Source organism: Bacillus sp. JH7, assembly GCF_001563515.1.
Lineage (GTDB): Bacteria > Bacillota > Bacilli > Bacillales > Bacillaceae_G > Bacillus_A > Bacillus_A cereus.
The window spans coordinates 74,674-94,310 of sequence record NZ_LPUS01000001.1 but is presented as its reverse complement, the minus strand read 5'-3'; the positions used below and the strand labels follow the sequence as shown (position 1 = coordinate 94,310).

Below are 19,637 nucleotides of genomic sequence, written 5' to 3'. Positions count from 1 at the left end.
CCCAGCTTGTCTGGTTACCCCGTTAAATACTATGAAAAAAGAACTTGTATCGTTATACAAGTTCTTTTTGTTTCTTTTATTTAAAGAGGATATCTGTACTATATTGATTTCCAACGAGTAAATCATATTGGAGCATTTTATATTGCTCTAACATTTCTTTTTGTTTCTTTGTTAAATCATTGATTACTTCTCCATTTTTATCAACTTTTAATTCATCTCTAAGCACTGGTATTTCCTTGTAAAGTTCCGATAAAAATTGATAAAATAAGGATTTATTTAATCCTGCATAATCAAAAATAAGATTAGAAAAATGAATTGGGCTTACTAAACCTAAATTATCATTTGGCATATCAAAGTTTGCATACATTAATAACGGAGTTTGCGCCATCGCTAAACGTTCGCTCGGTGTTTTTTCATTCGTTATATACCCGTTTTCTTTATAAAAAGATTTATTTGTTCCTAATGATGGAAGATGATCTCCAAAGAATACTAATAATGTAGGTCTATCTAAATTATCTAGTTGCTCTATTAAATATTGAAGTGCCTCATCTGAACGTCTTAATCCTTCTGTATACGTCTCTAATTCTCCTTTTGATTCTTCATTTTCTAGACCGCTAATTTCTATTAGGTTTTCACCAAATCGGCCTTCTGTAAATGGAAAATGATTTTGCATCGTAACTGCATGAATAAATGTTGGCTGTTTTTGTTCCTCTAACTCAGCAATTATCTCTTTACTCATCGCTAAATCACTAATATAATCTCCATCAATATCCACATTTTCCATCGTGTCCTCTGCATTAAACTTATCAAATCCTAACACCTTATATACATCGTCACGTTTAAAGAATGTGCGACCAAATGAATGAATTGCACTTGTATAATAACCTTCTTTTTTCAACGCCGTAGGGATTGATGGAACTTCTTTCTTATTTGTAATAACCTGCTGATATGGTATAGAACCTGGCTTTAACAAACTCATTGAATAACTTGTTAATGCCTCAAATTCAACGTTCGCTGTATTTCCCCCAAATGTAGGAGAAATAGTTTGTCCCCCAGGAAAGTTTTCTATATAATGATGCAAATTTGGTACAGGATCTTCACTAAAAGAAAGGTTGGTTACTTTCGTCGGATCCCAAAACGATTCACTCATTACAAAAATAATATTCGGTTTCTCTTTTTTCTTTTGATTCCCTACATTTCCACTATATTGTTTTTTTATATCGTTTGCTATTTGAAGCATATTTTCTTTAGAATAATTTTTTGGTTTTTCCATAACTGTTGTATCTAAATTGCTAATAAACCCAAGTACAAAACCATTTGAAGCGTAGTTCTCATTTTGATTCCACAAAACAAAATCTACACCTGATTTTTGAAATACTTTATTCATAAATGTATTCGCAAAATTACCGTACGCATATAGAACAAAAATAGATCCTACTACTAATAAGGCTCTTATTCCTAGATGAATCTTTACATTTTGAATATACCTTCTCATATATATCCCTGCTACAATACAAGCTACGATACTTACGATAATGACAAAAATATAACTCCAACTAAAATAGTCCATCACCATCGGTATAACAGATTGCATATGCGTAATTTGTGTGAAATCAGAAGGATATAACGGATCACCTCTGAAAATAAGCTTCAAATAATTCACAATACATAAAATGATTAACGTACAGCTCGTTAAAACCATACTTAGAAAAACCTTACCTATTAAATTATATACAAGAATATATATTGCATAAATTACTACAAAACTTAATATAAACTGCATATTATAAAAGTAAATCCAATTCATTGCCTCTATGAAACTCATATTAACTTGCATGACAATATAAAATAACGCTACTGTATGAGCTAATAAAAGTAATATAAAATGCACTCGCAGGGATGCTCTAAGTATAGGCATCTCTTTTTTATTGAAATGCGTAATATAAAACGTTATGCCCCATATGAAAATCATCATAACACTTAAAACAAGCTTTTGATTTAAATGATCTTTCATCATGTCTAAATTAAAAACCTTTAAAATCATAAACAGCATAGTTATTACTAATAAAGTCACCATACTACTTATAATGCTAGAAATTAATATATTTCTTTTTGGAAGATGAAAAAGTGTAGAACCATACTTCAATTCATTCCCTCGTTTCTATGTCTTAATTTCCCCCGCATCGAAAGAACTATTTCTATTAAAATAACATATATTACATATTTCGTCTGCATACTTGCTTCTACCATAAATGTATTGTCTTAATATTCCCTTAATCAACAGTTAAATTGTGGTATACAAATTACTCATTCTTGAAAAACTTAATTTCAGCATTCCACTTTATGATATAATAACTATGTTTTGGAAATCCTTAATACTATTAAAGATTTCACATAAAAATACGAAAGAATTAATAAACAGGCGTTGCACGTTTTTAACAACTATTACTATAACGAAAAGAACCTGCCACAAGACAGGTTCTTTTCGTTATTTTATGATAAAAGAGAAAATGATTAGTATGTGTATTATATAAAAGGAAGCAGCCATATTTTCCATACGATACATACGAGCACTATAACTACAAAATCAAAAAAATCTAATCTCGGTCCTTTTTTCATATTCATATGTAGCCACATATGAAACCATTTTATTTTTGTATATTTATGGATGTTTTTCTTTGCGAATCGGTAAATAAGCATTTGCATAATAAAAAATACGGCCACAAAAATAAATAATAAGATGAGAAATCCAATCACAAAATTCCTCCTATTTTTGTAGCGTTTTTTCTACTATCTGATTTTTCAAAACCCACTCTTCAAACTGGGCACTTCCAAATTCCCAACTAAGATCGCGAGCATGTACAGAAAAAACGTAATAACCGGCATATTCGTCCATAAACCTACCTAACTCTACATCGTCTTTCTGAATACCGTATACTCCAAAATTAAAATACACATCCCATACGTCTTCATTCTTCCTCTTATAAGCGATCGATTCCATATCACATTCTGTCCCGAAATAATCAAGATGTAAATGTACGCTATCATCGTATTCGTACTCCATTTTATCACCCCTTATATTTGTACTTCTTTACCACCCAAAAAATTCCTGCTATCTACACTCACATATGGGCACTTACCTACATATCATGCTTGTAGAGTGACTTCTAGGAGGTGTTATATAGTGAAAAAATTAATCGCGATTTTTTGCATCATGTTACTAGCTGTTTTTACTTTTGCTGCTTGTAGTAGTAAAAAAGAAAGTACGAAAGAACAAACTCAAAACATTCGCGTTGGCGAAGTTACCCATTCTCTCTTCTATGCCCCATTATATGTCGGGATTGAAAAAGGATTTTTTAAAGATGAAGGACTAAATATTGACCTACAAACAACAGCTGGTGGCGATAAAACGATGACCGCCCTATTATCTGGCGGAATTGATATTGCTCTCGTCGGTTCTGAAACGTCTATTTACGTTCATCAACAAGGAGCGAAAGACCCTGTCATTAATTTTGCACAGCTTACACAAACAGATGGGACATTTTTAGTTTCACGTAAAAAACTAGACTCTTTTAATTGGAATGACGTAAAAGGTGTTACATTTTTAGGACAGCGTAAAGGCGGCATGCCGCAAATGGTTGGGGAATACGTTTTAAAGAAAAATGGAATTGATCCTCGGAAAGATACGAACTTAATTCAAAATATCGAATTTGCTAATATTGCAAATGCCTTTGCATCTGGTACAGGAGAGTTTGTGCAGCTCTTTGAACCGACTGCAAGCATATTCGAAAAAGAAGGTAAAGGTTATATCGTCGCTTCATTCGGAAATGAATCTGGTACTGTTCCTTATACAACGTTCATGGCAAAAGAAAGTTTCTTAAAGAAAGATAAAGCTGCTGCTGAAAAGTTCACACGTGCGCTCTATAAAGCACAGCAATGGGTTGATACACATAGTCCAGAAGAGATTGCTGATGCTGTTTCTCCGCTATTTAAAGACACTTCGAAAGACATTACAGTAAAAGTAATTGAACGGTATAAAAAACAACATTCTTATGCGACAAATCCACTACTAGATGCGGAAGAATGGAAACAGCTCCAAACGATTATGAAAGATGCTGGTGAATTACAAAAAGAAGTCCCACATGAAGCGCTCGTCAATACAAAAATTGCCGAAAGCGTTATTAAGAAATAGAGGCGAAGTGTATGAGTTTTTTACAAATACGTAACGTTTCTCACTGTTTTTTCGCAAAAGAGAATGCCAAACTTATTCTCGAAGATATGAGCTTACAAGTGGAAGAAGGCGAATTTATTTCTATACTCGGCCCAAGTGGTTGCGGTAAAACAACGCTCCTCTCAATCATTGCTGGACTACTTGATCCAATTGATGGTATCGTCTTTTTAGATGGTGAACCAATTACAACGAAAACTTCATCTATGGGATATATGTTGCAGCAAGATTACTTATTCCCGTGGAAAACAATTGAAGAAAATATTATGCTTGGACTTCATATTCGAAAGATTTATGATGAACAGATGAAAGAACATACTTTAAATCTTTTAAAACAAGTCGGTCTACATGGGGTAGAAGGACAATATCCTCGTGAACTATCCGGCGGTATGCGTCAACGTGCTGCTCTCGTTCGAACGTTAGCAACTGATCCGAAAATTTTATTACTAGATGAACCATTCTCCGCACTCGATTATCAAACGAAATTAAAACTAGAAGAACTCGTTTTCAACTTACTAAATAAATATAAGAAAACATCACTACTTGTTACTCACGATATTGAAGAGGCGATTGCGATGAGTGATCGTATTTATTTACTGCAAGCGAATCCTGGAAAAATCGCAAAAACCTTTATCGTCCCGGAAAGTATCCGTTCTTTATCACCGTTAGAAGCACGCCATCACTACGATTTCCCAGCCCTCTTTCAAGATATATGGAAGGAGCTGGAACGACTTGGATAATATAAAACAACTACATGAACAATTTCGAAAGAAAGAACGCAGGCGTGCTTGGATTGCTCGCTCATTACAGCTTTTACTACTTATTCTTTTCTTTGCACTATGGGAAATAGCTAGCAAAAAAGAATGGCTCGATCCTTTACTCTTTAGTTCTCCTTCGAGTATTTGGGATCTCTTCTTAACGAAATGGATCGACGGTTCACTTTGGGTCCACATATGGACGACATTGCTGGAAACAGGAGTAGGCTTCATTCTCGGAACGGTACTCGGTGCTATTATTGCCACGTTTCTTTGGTGGATGCCACTTCTAGCCCGCGTACTTGATCCTTACCTCGTCGTCCTAAATGCAATGCCAAAAGTTGCACTCGGTCCAATCATCATCGTTATTTTCGGTCCAAACATTTCATCTTCTATCGCAATGGGAGTAATCATTTCCATCATCATTACCATTCTCGTTATTTACAGTGCATTTCAAGAAGTCGATTCTAACTATATAAAAGTGATGGACACATTTGGCGCAAATAAATGGCAATGTTATAAGCAAGTCGTTCTCCCTGCCTCCTTTCCAGCAATTATCTCAACGTTAAAAGTAAATGTTGGTTTATCCTGGGTCGGTGTTATTTTCGGAGAACTTCTCGTTTCCAAACAAGGACTTGGCTACTTAATTAGCTACGGATTCCAAGTCTTTAACTTCACACTCGTCTTACTTAGCGTACTACTCACATGTGTTCTTGCAACTCTTATGTATGTATTTGTTGAGGCATTTGAAAAAATTCTAATTGGAAAAAGAAAAAGAAGCTGACTCAAAACAGTGCGCTATAGTCAGCTTCTTTCTTTTACCTTTTATCACACATTTTCGTTTCATTTGTAATGTTTCCATCCGCAACCGTAACTGTATGGAAACAGTCTTTCACACGTACTGTAACGACATTATCTTTTCGATCTATCACATGATAATCATTAAACTTTTCATTCAAAGCACTACGAATTTGCTCCCCTTCAAAAATCGGAAAACCGTGAGACATTACCCAAATGAGACCAGCAACAGCAAGAATCGTTTTCATACGTTTCATTACCTCCTCGAGAGTAAACTTATAGTCCCTACAACACGCGCATTATAATTGTGTCTAAATTGTGACATTTTTATACTAATTCTATTTTATACCGCCAGTTCCTTCTTCTTTTTAATGAAAATACAGAATTTTCAATTTTATCAACATGAAAAAACGCAAAGAATTAAAAATTCTTCACGCTTTACTTTAACGAAACTATATCGAACGCATAACTCACATTAGTCTCCACTTTGTTGTTCTATCGTTTTCGAAACATCATATAATCCCGACAGCACTTCCGCTCTCATTTTTACAAGCTCAGGGAACTGATAGAAGAAAGCAATTTTCTTATATTTTAACTCTGTCCCTTCTTTCACCTTTTTTGAATCTTGTAAAATGAACGCTGTAAATGTATCTGCGATATCTTCCGTTACATTTGTTGTTCCATACAGCGATACAAAATCATCATGCTTTTCTTTATAAAATTTAATTTGTGCCTCTTCACTTTCTTCTACTTTCTTTTCTGTCCACTCTTGCTCAATTGGTTTCCAAAATTCATTATAAAATCGGTTAATATACGAAGTTTTTCTCGCACATCCATTTTTCAAGAACACCGTTTTACATTTATTTCGATATGATGAAATGTCTTTCTCTTCATCAAACGCCTCTAAATATTTCCTATCCACTGGTACTTGTTTATGCCCAATCGTTAATACGTGAGCCGTTTCATGAATTAATGTTTTCATCACTTCATCTATATTCACCCCAGAATCGAGCACGTCTAAACTAAGCAACCAATCTCTCGGGTCATCCATACTTGGCATGACATGAGCAACAACGCCATCATAACCATCCGTTATTAGATCAAACCCTGTTATATTCTCACGATATTTCACTGGAATGAGAGTGCGATACATGTCCCATAAAGTTTCATGATACTCTCTATCTTGCCGGTGGCTTAACAAATCATCTTTTGCTACTTCGTCATCTGTAAAAGCTTTATTCAATCTCTTACGATCCAATTTCTCAAAATAAGGATCTACAATTTCATCACCATCGATATAATAAGAAGCTAAAAAGAAATAATTGTCATCCTCTTCTTTTTTCTGTTCCGCCTCTTTCATATTCACACTTTCATACTCTTCTATGTCATAATCTTCTACTTTTTCAAGTTCTGAAAGTCCCTCTATCTTTTTATATACTTTTTGTAATGTTTTATCTCCTATTTGCGTGCACTCTTCTTCTGTTTTACAAATTTCTTTTTCTTTCGTAACCTCGATAGCACTATCGCATCCTGCAACTAAACTGCTTGCTATAATACAACACACTAACTTGCCATACAGTTTCTTCATACAATCCCCCATTATTCCATTCTACAAAATATCATAATCATTTTTTTACGAATATGCGATAATTAATTATAAAAACTGCAAGGAGGCTTCCCATGATTCGTGCAATCTTATTCGACTTAGATGGAACACTATTAGATCGGCGCCAATCTTTAGAACAATTTATTTGTGAGCAATATAATCGCTTCGCCTCACATTTGAAGAGCGTAGAGAAAACAGAGTATTGTTCTCGATTTCTTGAACTCGATAATAATGGCTATACGTGGAAGGATAAAGTATATGCTACTCTCCTTTCCGAATACAACATTACTACTTTAACGCAAGAACAACTACTACACGACTATATTACAAACTTCCAACATCATTGTATTCCTTTCAAAAACACGCATGAACTACTTCAACAGTTAAAACAGCGAAACATTAAAATTGGTATTATTACAAATGGTTTTACTGAATTTCAGATGAGCAACCTTCGAGCACTACATATACATACGTATACAAACACCATTCTCGTTTCAGAAGCTGAAGGAATTAAAAAACCTCATCCTGAAATTTTCGAACGTGCTTTGCAAAGACTAGATGTGAAGGCAGAAGAATGTCTTTATGTTGGAGATCATCCAGAAAACGATGTGCTTGGTTCTGAACAAGTAGGGATTCTTGGTGTTTGGAAAAAAGATTCGTTTTGGGGGAATTTTAAGCATTCACGTATCGTAGATGATTTGTTGGAGGTGCTTTCGTTTTATAAATTTCCTATTTACCCTATAGAAATATCCTCATCATCAAAATTTATTCTCTAATCCAACCAAAATTTCATATACAATGTTCTTTTTAAGTATTTTTTATTTTTCCAAAAAAACATTCATCCATAAATAGTGAATCAATTATTTCCGATACATATATACCAACTAAAAATTATATGTTATTCAATTTTCATATCAATACTAAATCTACTCGTATTCTATAAAAGGTTATTAGTAGAAACCCTCTCATGTTATAATGAGAAAAACTATACTATGAGGAGATTAATTATGATTAACTCATTACAATTAAAAAATTTCAAAAGCTTTACAGACACAACTAAACTAAATCTCACACCAATCACATTAATTTCCGGTCAAAATAGCATCGGAAAAAGCTCATTGATCCAATCAATTTTACTTTTAAAACAAACCTTAGAAGTACAAAGTCCTGACATTGATGATTCACTAATTCTAAATGGATCATACGTAACCTTAGGTGATTTCAAAGATATTTTAAATAATTCATCCCACAACAATGGGAAAATTCAGTTTAATATTGAATTTTCCAATACTAAAGCAATTAATTCCGATGAAAACGCTACTCTTAATTTACCTTATATATTATTTGATGAAATAAACCATTTAGGTATCAACCTTGAATACGTAAATTCTTTATCTATAGATGAAAATTTATCGCTAAATATACCAAGGCTGTCTAAGAGCTCAATATTTGGGTGTGTTGAAGAAAAGAAGTTCGAGCTTATCCTTAAGCATAATAACGATTTAGTTAGTAATCTGGCTCACAAATTTAATTTGGACGCTAGACTCTTAACTAATGATGATTTTTTGTTTGAAGTTGAAAAAACAAAAGGATTAATTTATCAATCAGAAAAGCCTGTTGCGTTTCTAATGAATACATTTCTACCCTATTCCTTATTGTTCCCTTTAAATGAAGAAGTACTAAAGTTACAAAATGAGCTTATGTTAGACATTCTCAATTATATTTGTAATAAAAATAACATTAGCTTACCTTCACATCACAAAAATATAAATAGATATTTGACCTATCTTGCAAGAAAACTTATTTCCCATAGAAAAAGCTTCCAAGATTCAATCGAATCTATAGATCAAGAGCAATATCAATTAATAGAAAGCAAGATTGAGGAGATTTTTATAGAGACAATTAGAGATAATCCTTTACATATGCAATTTAGAAACATAATCGATTTTTATATCCCACGTTTAGATGAAAACTCTTATCATGAAATAAACCTAAAACTAGATAAAGTATTAGATAACTTAAATGTTGCTAAAAAGCAAAAAAAGAGATTAAAAAGTAGTCCTTTACGGAGCTCAAAAATCCTTGAATATATAGACCTTGACGATTATAATTTTGCTCTTAAAAATCTTTTTAAGAAAATCTATTATTTAGGACCTCTTCGTGAAGAGCCTAAAGCCTTTTATACTAGATTTGGTGCATCTGATCCAATGTATGTTGGACAAAAAGGTGAAAATGTTGCTTTTGTACTCAAACATTATTCAAAAAAGGAAATTAACACCATATTACCACCAACTGATGGTTCCAATTTCAATCCAAATAAACAAACTATACAAAAATGCAAATTAGGGGTTGCTGTACAAAAATGGATGAAATATTTAGGTATTGCAGAAAATATAAAGGTGGAGAATATAGGTAATTTAGGGCTATCTATTCAAGCAAATATTACTGGAGAGAAAGATTCTACCTTAACAAATGTAGGAGTTGGAGTAAGCCAAATTCTGCCAATAGTAGTGCTTGGCCTATCGGCCCCAATGAATGAATCTATTTTAATACTTGAACAGCCAGAGTTGCACTTACACCCTTATGTACAAAGCAGATTAGGAGATTTTTTTGTTGCTCTCACATTATTAAAAAAACAAGTCATTGCTGAAACACATAGTGAACATCTAATTAATAGAATGAGATACCATATTGCTAAAGGTTATTTTAAATATGATGAAGAGATTTCTATTTTATTTGTTAAACGTAATAATGAATCTAAACAATCAGAGATTACGAAAATACAAATAGATGAGTATGGATCTATTGACTCATTTCCTGATGGATTTTTTGATGAAACGGAAAAACAATTAAATGAAATACTCACGGCTGCATTTGAACGTGAGTTATTTGAATAAGGATTAAAACATATGAAATATATTTTAATAGATCCAACTTGTCTTTCCTTCACTTTAAATACTAATATATCTGGAGCAGATGAATTAGTACAATTCAATACATTCTATAAACAATTAGATCAAATGCTTGATGATATAAAAAAAGCTAACCTTAAAATAGGAATGTCTAAAAAATTATATCATCTATATCTCTCTTTAATGCCAATTTCAGTAGAAAAAAAACATCCTATATATAAATTAGCTAGAGAGGCCATACAAAATAAATTTAAAAATCTAATAAAAATAACACCTAATTTCGATATTAGTATAGAAATTGATATGTCGACTGTAAAACATCCAAATAATATTACTAGTTTAGAAGTTTATCAACAATGGGTAGTTGATCATTTAAGTTTAATTTCTATAAAATACTTACCTTCTTGGTGTTTGACTAATGTAAATTATTCTATTTCAAAATATGATTATTTTTACATAATCGAACCTGATAAATCAAAAACCATTGTCTATTTAGCAAATAATATCCATCAAATTAAAGATTCCTTAGAATATTCCATTTATTCCTTACGGAAATTTAGTAATAATTCATTATCGACAAAAATAAATGGTGTTATCAATAATCAAAATATAAAGCAGATGGATGATATCTTAGATTCTCAAAGAAGTCTTTTTGAAAAATTGGTACAAACCCAACTTATTTCATCTATACAATTTATTGATTATTTTTATCAGAACACATCTAATTGTTCTACTCCCCATTTAATTATAAAAGATATAGTAAGTGATGGAATGAGCGACTATTTAAATTGTTGTCTGGTTTCTAACGAGGTTACTATGAATGGCCAATCTATAGAAGTTCAATTAGCACAAGGAGCAGGTTCAAAATTAGCAGGTTTATTTAATAACGAAATAAATTCTTCTAATTTAGATTTATTGATTCCCATTACAACAAGTCCATATCAATACAGTTAAAGCATAAAGAGGAAAAGATAGCATTATCTTTTCCTCTTTATGTTCTGATTTATAACCTCAAATGGATTACATCCTTTTGGAAAAATAATTGGAAAACCTTCAATATCCATAATTTCTGATTTTAATTCCACTTTTAATGATTTATTCCCTTTAGTTTCTAATATAGAAATATCAAATAGCGAATTACAATCATTAAATAGGTGTGAAGAAATTGTATCTACTTCAAGGCTATCAATGTTCTTATTTATTTTATTTAATATAGGTGTCACTACTGCCAGTAAAAAATCTATAATAATTTTTGTTTCATCTATTTCTAAGTTGTCTGTGACAAAGTCAAATAGTCTTATTACCTCCGGATAATTCTCTTTTATAAACATATCATCCTTTTGTTGAATTAAAAATTCAATCTCCTTCGTTGCTGCTAGTGGCTTCCCCGAAGAAATCAAACTTTTTTCTTGATAATACTCTTCAATTGTTCCTTTTCTTAAAATAAAACATCCTGATTTTTCCAAACTATCTAATAAGAAATTCAACCGTCTTCTAATACTATGAAACTTTCTCTCATCCTTAAATGTTTCTATATCTGCTGTATCCAAATTTAATATAATCGCCATACTAGATCTAAGTTTGACTTTTAATAATTCTTCTCCTTGTAAACCTTCTTTCCAATAATTATGTTGCATGGCATACTTAGATAGATCTTCCCAATTCTCAATAACAAACTTTTTAAAATCATTGTACACATCTCTCGCAATTTTATGTAAATTATTATGTCCTTTTTCTTCCATCAATTTCTTAATTTCTTCATTTTCAGAAAATACAGAAATGAAACTTATTCCGTCAGCTAATAAATCTAAATCTGCTAAAACTACAGGTTTTTTTCCCATTAAGCTCATTAATTTTACTACGGCAGGAATTTCCCCTTTACCAATAATAGGTATAATATAACCACCTGATGTTTCTATATTATAACCTAGCTGACCATTTAAAAAATTACATATAATCATATCACTATGACCTTCTACTAAAATAGGTTTAGATGAGAAAAACGCTTCCTTATGCGCCTGACCTATTCTAGAAATTAATTCAATGATTTTTTGTTTTTTTAGTTCAGGTCTATCTCGAGATATTTGTAGTGGTGGCGTTTCTGTATTTTTAAAGAAGATAATATTATGTATTTTTTCGATATTATGAATATCTATCAATTTAGATGAATGCGTAGATATTATGACTAATTTTTTATTCTTTTCACTAGGATCACCAGCCATATTTTTTATCTCTCTTAATAAAAATGCTTGATACTGTGGGTGTAAGGATAATTCCGGTTCATCAATTAACAACACACCAACCTCATCATCATATAACGCAGCTAATATAGTTACTAAATGTAATAAGCCACTAGCCTCTTTAGCTGATGCATATGATATTTTCTCTTCACCATAAGCTATAAACTCTACTTTTAAATTTCCTGAATCCCAATGAAATTTAATATCTCTCTTAAATAGCGATATTAACCTCTCTCTAACCTTAACCATTAAATCCGTTCTTAAACTTAATGTATGGAAATCTCCTAATAAACTTTCCGAAGTATGACGGTGCCTTCTCATATCTTTAGAACCAAAACTAGCCCCCTCATAATTAGGAACACCATTATGTCTACCATCCAAATCAGATCTATAATTTTCTAGTGAAAATAATCTCCCTGCCGATAGTAAACGCACCTTTTTATTTGTTTCTAATTTAATAAATTGCCTTTTTAATTCTCTCAAAAATTGTGTTTTTCCTCCACCATTTGGTCCCAACAAAATGGTCAATCCTTCATTTATAGTGATGGGATTGGAAGCTGAATTAAAAAAACCTGGTATTTCAATTTTAAGTTCTAGTGGGAATTGCATTATTATCACCTTTTATTTTTATAATTTATCATCAAAATTTCTCCAATACTTCTTCAATTATTACTAAAATAGAGACTAGAATCAATTATATTTTTCAATATACAAAAAAAATTAAATTCATATTACTTAAAATTTTAGTAAAAAAAAAGAAACCGGCTACTTTACTTCGTAAAACAGCCGATTTCTTCTATATGTTTCATCGTACGCGCTAATACGTCATCGCGCATTATAAAGCTAAATTTTCTATTCGTTTTAATGTTGTCAGGAATGTCTTTTAATAAAACAGACCCTTTCGTTTCTTCGTAATGCGTATGTTCTTCTACCGCACTAATTGTTGCAAAATAAATGTTTTTAATGATTATTTTGTCTTTTCCAGATACTTTGTATTGTCCTAAGTAAGTTAAATCAGAAACTATGCCGCCGGTTTCTTCATGAACCTCTCGAACTGCCGCTTCTTCCGGTGTTTCCCCTAGTTCTACTTTACCACCTGGAAATTCAAGACCGCGACGTAAATGATGCGTTAATAACCATTGATCCCCGTACCGGCATACAACCCAAACATGCTTTGGCTCAGGAGAAAATGGATAACGTTCAAACGATAATTGTACAGTGTTGTGGTAATAATCTTTAAATTTGTACATGCCATTACTCCCCTATTGATGGTTACAAGTTTTTCCTACCACAAATTGTAGCATATTCTCGCTTTTCTGCATAATATTATCCAATTACAATCCATTGATTATTCCCATTTGCGCGACTAATTCTTTCGTCTCGTGATTTCCTAAATCGTAAATCATTTTATATGCTTTTTGTAGTTGTTCATCATATCGGTCATTATTTGAATCGTGATGATACTCAACAAATGGAACGTGGGAGCGTACAAATGAACCTAAATCTTCTACATATGCTTGATCGAAGTGCTCTCTTAATTCCGTAATTTCCTCATCATTTGCGGAAATCTCAAAATTATACGTATCCGCCGTCTTCACTTGTGAAATTTGACCGTTTCCTATTGATATATAATATGTTTTTTTCGTCTCCATGTAACACCCTTCTTTCATCCTTTTAATTTCTATTGTTTTCATCAATTACAAAATTATGTAAAATAAAGAAAAGGAGGGGTTTTATGTTTAAAATATTAATTATCGGTATTATCATCGTCCTAATTATCCTCGTACTCTCCATCATGACAATTAATAAAGGCTATGCTTATAAACATTCGGTCGATAAACTAGAAGATAATCCTTATACAAAAAAGAATAAGGAGGATTTATAATATGCTTCGTATACTCCGCATCACAATCGCACTCACTGTGATCGTTATGTCGGCAATTGGATTATATACAGGTCAAAATAATTTTTTACCTCTTTCACAATTTCTATTAGGAGCTTTAATGTTTCTCATCGCATTTGAACAAATAAAGAAAAAGGAGTCCTCAACTGGACTTATTTGTATTATTGCCGGTGCCTTCATTTGGATTGTTCTCATCATTAGCTATATAAAATAAAAGAAGGTACATACATGCTAAAAGGAATCCGGATTACTGTATTACTTATCGCTTTCTCTATAGCAATTTATGGATTTTTTACTGGTAGTAGAGAAATAATGCCTTATATGTTCATCTTTTTAGGAGGTATGGCCCTCACCATAAGTTTAGAGGAAATATTAAAACGACAAACAGGAGGTAGTCTGCTCGCTCTACTAGCAGGGGCCGCTGCTTTATTTATTGGTTTCACAGAAATATTCTAGTAAATGGTCTAAAGGAGGCTATACAATGCTAACTCTAACTATATTACGGATTTTTTTAGCATTTCTCATGCTTCTCTTACTCACTCTAAGCACTTATGTCCATGTTACCGATAATTTTTCACTTCTTCCATACTTACAATTTATTCTCAGTTGTTCCTTTATTCTTCTAGGAATTAATGAATTAAAATCCGGACGAAAATCAATGAGTATCCCGTATTTTTTCGTTTCTGGTCTTATATTCTTCTTCTTAATATCGAACTACTTTCACTACATGTAGAATGAAATTTTGACCAATTTAGCATTTATAATTATTTTCTCTCAGTAACTATGTCTTTCTACTAAGGGGGATTCCATGTTAAAAAACATTCGAATTATAATCGCCACTATCGCTCTTTCTCTCGCCCTATTTAGCTTCTTTGCAAACTTCACTATTCTTTTACCTTACGTGTTCACCCTTTTGGGAATCGATGAAATAAAGCAGCAGCAAAAAGCGAAAGCATTTGTTTATTTTCTCTGTTCTGCCTTTATTTTATATGTTGGAGTATCTAATATATTTTCATACAAAAGAAGAGTATGGTCGCTCTTAGCACAATAAAAAAACTGCCCTTTCACAGGCAGTTTTTCTTTTTATCCAAAAACTTTCTCAAGTTCATCTTTATCTTGGCTTAACCAGAAGTTCATTAAGCGTTGTGCTCCTTCTAAGTCGTGAAGCTTCGCTTGACCACATTGCGTTTCATTTGCAGCCGGAATTTCTGTAATTTGAACCGCATCTTTTAATGTTAGTTCTAATAAATCAATGATTTCTCGAACTGTCGGCGTTCCGCTCACTACAAGATAATATCCTGTTTGGCAGCCCATCGGTGAAATATCGATAATATCAAAATGCGGATAACGATCAATATATTTACGTAAATTAAATGCTAATAAATGCTCTAACGTATGAATAACATCTGGTTTCATTGCTTGTTTATTCGGTTGACAGAAACGAATATCAAATTTATTTACAATACCGTCACTACCTACATTGTGAACTCCGCAATGTCTTACATAAGGTGCCTTTACAATCGTATGATCTAATTCAAAGCTTTCTACTGATGGCATACAACATCTCTCCCGCTTTTAATTTAATTCCGTTATATCCAATATGATATAACGGAAATGCACATTAGTAAAGTATTATGTACAGTCGTGCTATAATACTTTACTAATATGCTGAAAAGGAGACCGTTATGAAACAGATTTTTATTGGGATTATACGCTTTTATCAAAAGTTCATTTCTCCGATGACACCACCAACATGCCGCTTTTATCCAACTTGTTCTCATTATGGATTAGAGGCGTTTCAAAAACATGGTGCACTCAAAGGCTTTTGGCTTACTTGTAAGCGTATATTAAAATGTCACCCTTTCCACCCGGGAGGATTTGATCCTGTCCCAGATAAAAAGGATGACAAAGTAAATTCTTAATTGTCGTAACCATTCACAACTAAATCTAATTTTCCTGTATCAGGATCTATAACAAGACCGTGAACAGGTACTTCTTCCGGAAGTAATGGGTGGTTGCGAAGTACTGATACGCTATGTTCTACACTTTCTTCCACACTAGAGAAACCGCGCAAGAATTGTTCTAAATCGATTCCAGAATAACGAAGCATATCTAATTTCTCTTCTGTTATACCGCGTTCTTTCATTCTCTCAATCGTACTGCTTGCTTGAATTTTTGCCATACCACAATCATGGTGACCAACTACACATACTTCATCAGCGCCAAGTTCGTATACAGCGACTAAAATACTACGCATAATACTTCCAAATGGATGTGAAATAACAGCGCCTGCTACTTTAATAATTTTCACATCACCGTTACGCATATTCATCGCTTTCGGTAATAGTTCAACAAGTCGTGTATCCATACAAGAAATAATTACCATCTTTTTGTTTGGAAATTTCCCCGCTACAAACTCTTCATATTTTTTCTCTTCAACAAATTTCTCATTGTACTGCAAAATCTCTTCTAATGACTTCATAGTAAAGGACCCTCTTTTCTCTCGTTTACACTACATAAATAGTGTACCAAAATATGAAAAACTCAAAAAGGATATCGCTTTATAGTAAAAATAAGATATTTTCAGATAATCGACATAATTCTTTCAAAATATACACACATCTTTGTAACAAGTTTCACATACTTTAAACGTATTTTCACTATAAACTGATTGTAGATAATGTAAAAAAGGAGTGAATATTTATTATGTCCGACGTTCTGTTACTGAGTCGTTTTCAATTTGCAATTACTATTTTTTATCACTTTTTATTTGTACCTTTGACAATCGGACTTGTCATTTTAGTAGCATGTATGGAAACTCAATACGCCCGCACATTGAATCCAACATACCGTAAAATGGCAAATTTCTGGGGTAAATTATTTACAATTAACTTCGTAATGGGGATTATAACCGGGATTACGATGGAATTCCAATTTGGAACAAACTGGTCTGAGTACTCCAAATATATGGGAGACATTTTCGGATCACCTCTCGCAATCGAAGCACTCGTTGCCTTCTTCTTAGAATCTACTTTCATGGGAATATGGTTATTCGGTAAAGACAAAATTTCACCAAAGTTCCGTGCCTTCTGTATGTGGATGGTTGCACTTGGAACAAACATTTCCGCACTTTGGATTATTACAGCAAACGGCTTTATGCAAAACCCTGTTGGCTACGTAGTACGTAACGGCCGCGCTGAATTAAATGATTTCTGGGCACTCGTTACGAATCCATACGCTTGGAATATGTTCTTCCATACTGTAGTTGGTTGTTATATTGTAGGTGCTTTCTTCGTTATGGCAATTAGTGCCTATCACTTATTACGTAAAAATGAAGTAGAATTCTTCAAAAAATCATTTAAGTTTGGTTTAATGTTAGGCTTATTCGCCGCAACAATTACACCGTTTATGGGACATCAATCTGGTGTATCAGCAGCTAAATATCAACCCGCAAAAGGAGCTGCGATGGAAGCAGTTTGGGAAACTGGAAAAGGACAAGGCTTCTCAATTGTTCAAATTCCTGATGTAAAAAATGAGAAGAACTTTGAATTCCTTACGATTCCAAAACTCGGAAGCTTCTTCTACACAAATTCATTTGATGGCGAAATTGTTGGTTTAAAAGATATTCCGAAAGATGAACGTCCAAATGTTAACCTTGTGTATTATAGCTTCCGCTTAATGGTTGCACTCGGTATGTTCTTTATGGCATTAACTTGGTATGGTTTCTATTTAAACCGAAAAGGAAAACTAGAAAACTCAAAACGTTATTTAAAAATTACAATATGGTCTGTCTTACTTCCTTATATCGCGATTAACGCAGGATGGATTGTCGCTGAAGTAGGTCGTCAACCATGGACAGTATATAAACTAATGCGTACAGCAGAATCTGTATCACCTATATCTGTCCCGCAAATTTGGTTCTCATTAATTAGTTTAATTTTATTCTACACTTTACTTTTAATCGCAGACGTATACTTAATGCTGAAGTTCGCGAAAAAAGGACCTGCCGCATTAGAAGAACCTGCTACTGAGGGAGGTGTGGCTCATGTCTCATGATATGCTTGCAATCATCTGGTTCGGTTTATGGGGCGTGATTTGGACAGTTTACTTCATTCTTGACGGGTATGCACTTGGTAACGGAATGATTTTTCCTTTCGTTACGAAAGACCGACAAGAACGAAATCAATTACAAGAAGCAATTGGCCCGTTCTGGGGCGGTAATGAAGTATGGTTAATTACAGCTGGTGGCGCAACATTTGCTGCCTTCCCAGTCACATATGCTAATATGTTTAGTTATTTATATACACCGTTATTCTTAGTATTACTTGCACTATTTGCTCGTGCCGCTGGACTGGAATTCATGCATAAAGATGATTCACCAATTTGGCAAAAAATTTGTAAATGGGCATTTGCAATTGGCAGTTTCCTAATCGCCTTCTTATTCGGTGTTACATTCGCTAATCTTTATTACGGACTACAAATCGGAAAAAATGGCTATGAAGGAAATTTACTTAGCTTACTCAACCATTACGGTATATTAGGTGGTCTTTTCTTCACTGCTATATTTGTCGTATCCGGTGCCCTTTGGGTCATGATTAAAACGACTGGTGAAGTATCTGATCGTGCTTATAAAATCGCAAGACCATTTTCAATGGCAGCTGCTATTATTTTAGCTATCTTCTATGTAGCAACTGCTAATAGGACAAACTTATTCCAAAACTTTACGGAATATCCGGTACTATTCATTCTTCCAGTACTTGCAATGCTAATGAGTGTACTCGCACTTATTATGGTGTACAAACATAAAATTGGCCTTGCATTCACATTCATTTGCCTAACAATCGCAATGTTTATGACAACTGGCTTTGCAGGTATGTTCCCAAGAATGTTACCATCTCGTATTAACGATGCATACAGTACAACGTTATACAACGCAGCTGGTAGTCAATTAAACTTAAAAATTATGTTCTTCGTTGCAATGATCATGGTACCAATCGTTATTGGATATCAGCTTTGGAGCTACAGTATTTTTAAAAATAAAATTCATAAAGACTCTGCTAAAGGATATCACTAAAATACAAAAGACACTTCGTTTGAAGTGTCTTTTTTTGTACGTATGATTTTCGATAAGATGTTATATTTCTAATCTAACAACTATAATACAGAAGAATCATTAACAGCTCACAGCTAGATTG

Annotated in this window: 23 protein-coding genes; 13 read left to right on the top strand and 10 right to left on the bottom strand. The window is 33.0% G+C overall.

Going from position 1 to position 19,637, the window contains the following annotated elements:
* Positions 1 to 76 precede the first annotated feature (76 nt).
* From AU379_RS00590 to AU379_RS00580, 3 genes are all read right to left on the bottom strand, one after another.
* Positions 77 to 2,146 carry an LTA synthase family protein gene (locus AU379_RS00590; RefSeq protein WP_061138901.1) on the bottom strand — a complete coding sequence of 690 codons (2,070 nt, stop codon included), beginning with the start codon at positions 2,144 to 2,146 and terminating at the stop codon, positions 77 to 79.
* Between the two features lie 380 nt (positions 2,147 to 2,526).
* Positions 2,527 to 2,757 carry a hypothetical protein gene (locus AU379_RS00585; protein ID WP_061138900.1) on the bottom strand — a complete coding sequence of 77 codons (231 nt, stop codon included), beginning with the start codon at positions 2,755 to 2,757 and terminating at the stop codon, positions 2,527 to 2,529.
* A 10-nt stretch (positions 2,758 to 2,767) separates the two neighbouring features.
* Entirely contained in the window at positions 2,768 to 3,064 is a 297-nt protein-coding gene (locus tag AU379_RS00580) for a DUF3986 family protein (protein WP_061138899.1), read from the bottom strand.
* Positions 3,065 to 3,184: 120 nt separating this feature from the next.
* Here AU379_RS00580 and AU379_RS00575 point away from each other — a divergent pair, with 120 nt between their 5' ends.
* From AU379_RS00575 to AU379_RS00565, 3 genes are read left to right on the top strand one after another with little or no spacing between them, the layout of a single operon-like run.
* On the top strand, positions 3,185 to 4,192 hold the full coding sequence (locus AU379_RS00575; protein WP_000733151.1) for an ABC transporter substrate-binding protein: 1,008 nt from the start codon (positions 3,185 to 3,187) through the stop codon (positions 4,190 to 4,192).
* 11 nt (positions 4,193 to 4,203) lie between these two features.
* The gene (locus tag AU379_RS00570; RefSeq protein ID WP_000009025.1) at positions 4,204 to 4,968 is read left to right on the top strand and encodes an ABC transporter ATP-binding protein; all 765 of its coding nucleotides are present in this window, start codon (positions 4,204 to 4,206) and stop codon (positions 4,966 to 4,968) included.
* The gene (locus AU379_RS00565) at positions 4,961 to 5,767 is read left to right on the top strand and encodes an ABC transporter permease (RefSeq protein WP_048568022.1); all 807 of its coding nucleotides are present in this window, start codon (positions 4,961 to 4,963) and stop codon (positions 5,765 to 5,767) included. The genes AU379_RS00570 and AU379_RS00565 overlap by 8 nt, the downstream gene beginning before the upstream one ends.
* Positions 5,768 to 5,801: 34 nt before the next feature.
* On the opposite strand, the gene AU379_RS00560 is transcribed toward AU379_RS00565, so the two are convergent.
* Both AU379_RS00560 and AU379_RS00555 read right to left on the bottom strand, forming a co-directional pair.
* Positions 5,802 to 6,029, bottom strand: a complete 228-nt coding sequence (locus AU379_RS00560; protein ID WP_000849112.1) for a hypothetical protein — start codon at positions 6,027 to 6,029, stop codon at positions 5,802 to 5,804.
* Positions 6,030 to 6,256: 227 nt separating this feature from the next.
* A complete protein-coding gene (locus AU379_RS00555) occupies positions 6,257 to 7,369 on the bottom strand; it encodes a hypothetical protein (RefSeq protein ID WP_061138898.1) in 1,113 nt (370 codons plus the stop codon).
* 92 nt (positions 7,370 to 7,461) lie between these two features.
* Here AU379_RS00555 and AU379_RS00550 point away from each other — a divergent pair, with 92 nt between their 5' ends.
* The 3 genes from AU379_RS00550 (at position 7,462) to AU379_RS00540 (ending at position 11,253) form a co-directional block, all read left to right on the top strand.
* Entirely contained in the window at positions 7,462 to 8,163 is a 702-nt protein-coding gene (locus AU379_RS00550) for an HAD family hydrolase (protein WP_061138897.1), read from the top strand.
* 231 nt (positions 8,164 to 8,394) lie between these two features.
* The gene (locus AU379_RS00545; RefSeq protein ID WP_061138896.1) at positions 8,395 to 10,284 is read left to right on the top strand and encodes a DUF3696 domain-containing protein; all 1,890 of its coding nucleotides are present in this window, start codon (positions 8,395 to 8,397) and stop codon (positions 10,282 to 10,284) included.
* Positions 10,285 to 10,296: 12 nt separating this feature from the next.
* Positions 10,297 to 11,253, top strand: a complete 957-nt coding sequence (locus tag AU379_RS00540) for a hypothetical protein (protein WP_061138895.1) — start codon at positions 10,297 to 10,299, stop codon at positions 11,251 to 11,253.
* 23 nt (positions 11,254 to 11,276) lie between these two features.
* Here the strand turns inward: AU379_RS00540 and AU379_RS00535 are convergent, their stop codons facing one another.
* The 3 genes from AU379_RS00535 to AU379_RS00525 all read right to left on the bottom strand — a co-directional run bounded on the left by AU379_RS00535 (position 11,277) and on the right by AU379_RS00525 (position 14,191).
* Positions 11,277 to 13,148 (bottom strand): AAA family ATPase, encoded by a 1,872-nt coding sequence (locus AU379_RS00535; protein ID WP_061138894.1) that lies wholly within the window; start codon positions 13,146 to 13,148, stop codon positions 11,277 to 11,279.
* A 161-nt stretch (positions 13,149 to 13,309) separates the two neighbouring features.
* Positions 13,310 to 13,789, bottom strand: a complete 480-nt coding sequence (gene mutTA / locus AU379_RS00530; RefSeq protein ID WP_000276385.1) for an antimutator 8-oxo-(dGTP/GTP)ase — start codon at positions 13,787 to 13,789, stop codon at positions 13,310 to 13,312.
* Positions 13,790 to 13,873: 84 nt separating this feature from the next.
* Positions 13,874 to 14,191, bottom strand: a complete 318-nt coding sequence (locus AU379_RS00525; RefSeq protein WP_000448409.1) for a hypothetical protein — start codon at positions 14,189 to 14,191, stop codon at positions 13,874 to 13,876.
* A gap of 83 nt (positions 14,192 to 14,274) precedes the next feature.
* Here AU379_RS00525 and ytzI point away from each other — a divergent pair, with 83 nt between their 5' ends.
* From ytzI to AU379_RS00505, 4 genes are all read left to right on the top strand, one after another.
* The gene (ytzI, locus tag AU379_RS00520) at positions 14,275 to 14,424 is read left to right on the top strand and encodes a YtzI protein (RefSeq protein WP_048568024.1); all 150 of its coding nucleotides are present in this window, start codon (positions 14,275 to 14,277) and stop codon (positions 14,422 to 14,424) included.
* A 1-nt stretch (position 14,425) separates the two neighbouring features.
* Positions 14,426 to 14,656 (top strand): DUF3953 domain-containing protein, encoded by a 231-nt coding sequence (locus AU379_RS00515; protein WP_061138893.1) that lies wholly within the window; start codon positions 14,426 to 14,428, stop codon positions 14,654 to 14,656.
* A 14-nt stretch (positions 14,657 to 14,670) separates the two neighbouring features.
* Positions 14,671 to 14,898, top strand: a complete 228-nt coding sequence (locus tag AU379_RS00510) for a DUF3953 domain-containing protein (RefSeq protein WP_061138892.1) — start codon at positions 14,671 to 14,673, stop codon at positions 14,896 to 14,898.
* 352 nt (positions 14,899 to 15,250) lie between these two features.
* Positions 15,251 to 15,493 carry a DUF3953 domain-containing protein gene (locus AU379_RS00505; RefSeq protein ID WP_061138891.1) on the top strand — a complete coding sequence of 81 codons (243 nt, stop codon included), beginning with the start codon at positions 15,251 to 15,253 and terminating at the stop codon, positions 15,491 to 15,493.
* Positions 15,494 to 15,525: 32 nt separating this feature from the next.
* On the opposite strand, the gene luxS is transcribed toward AU379_RS00505, so the two are convergent.
* Positions 15,526 to 15,999, bottom strand: coding sequence for an S-ribosylhomocysteine lyase LuxS (gene luxS / locus AU379_RS00500; protein WP_001141371.1), 474 nt, complete (start codon positions 15,997 to 15,999; stop codon positions 15,526 to 15,528).
* A 128-nt stretch (positions 16,000 to 16,127) separates the two neighbouring features.
* Here luxS and yidD point away from each other — a divergent pair, with 128 nt between their 5' ends.
* A complete protein-coding gene (gene yidD / locus AU379_RS00495) occupies positions 16,128 to 16,364 on the top strand; it encodes a membrane protein insertion efficiency factor YidD (RefSeq protein WP_000809334.1) in 237 nt (78 codons plus the stop codon).
* Here yidD and AU379_RS00490 read toward each other — a convergent pair.
* Entirely contained in the window at positions 16,361 to 16,924 is a 564-nt protein-coding gene (locus AU379_RS00490) for a carbonic anhydrase (protein ID WP_000838164.1), read from the bottom strand. The two genes, yidD and AU379_RS00490, sit on opposite strands and share 4 nt — an antisense overlap.
* 224 nt (positions 16,925 to 17,148) lie before the next feature.
* Here AU379_RS00490 and cydA point away from each other — a divergent pair, with 224 nt between their 5' ends.
* Complete coding sequence (cydA, locus tag AU379_RS00485) at positions 17,149 to 18,498, top strand: cytochrome ubiquinol oxidase subunit I (RefSeq protein WP_001286188.1); 1,350 nt, start codon at positions 17,149 to 17,151, stop codon at positions 18,496 to 18,498.
* Positions 18,488 to 19,516 carry a cytochrome d ubiquinol oxidase subunit II gene (gene cydB / locus AU379_RS00480; protein ID WP_061138890.1) on the top strand — a complete coding sequence of 343 codons (1,029 nt, stop codon included), beginning with the start codon at positions 18,488 to 18,490 and terminating at the stop codon, positions 19,514 to 19,516. The genes cydA and cydB overlap by 11 nt, the downstream gene beginning before the upstream one ends.
* The last annotated feature ends 121 nt before the right edge of the window (positions 19,517 to 19,637 follow it).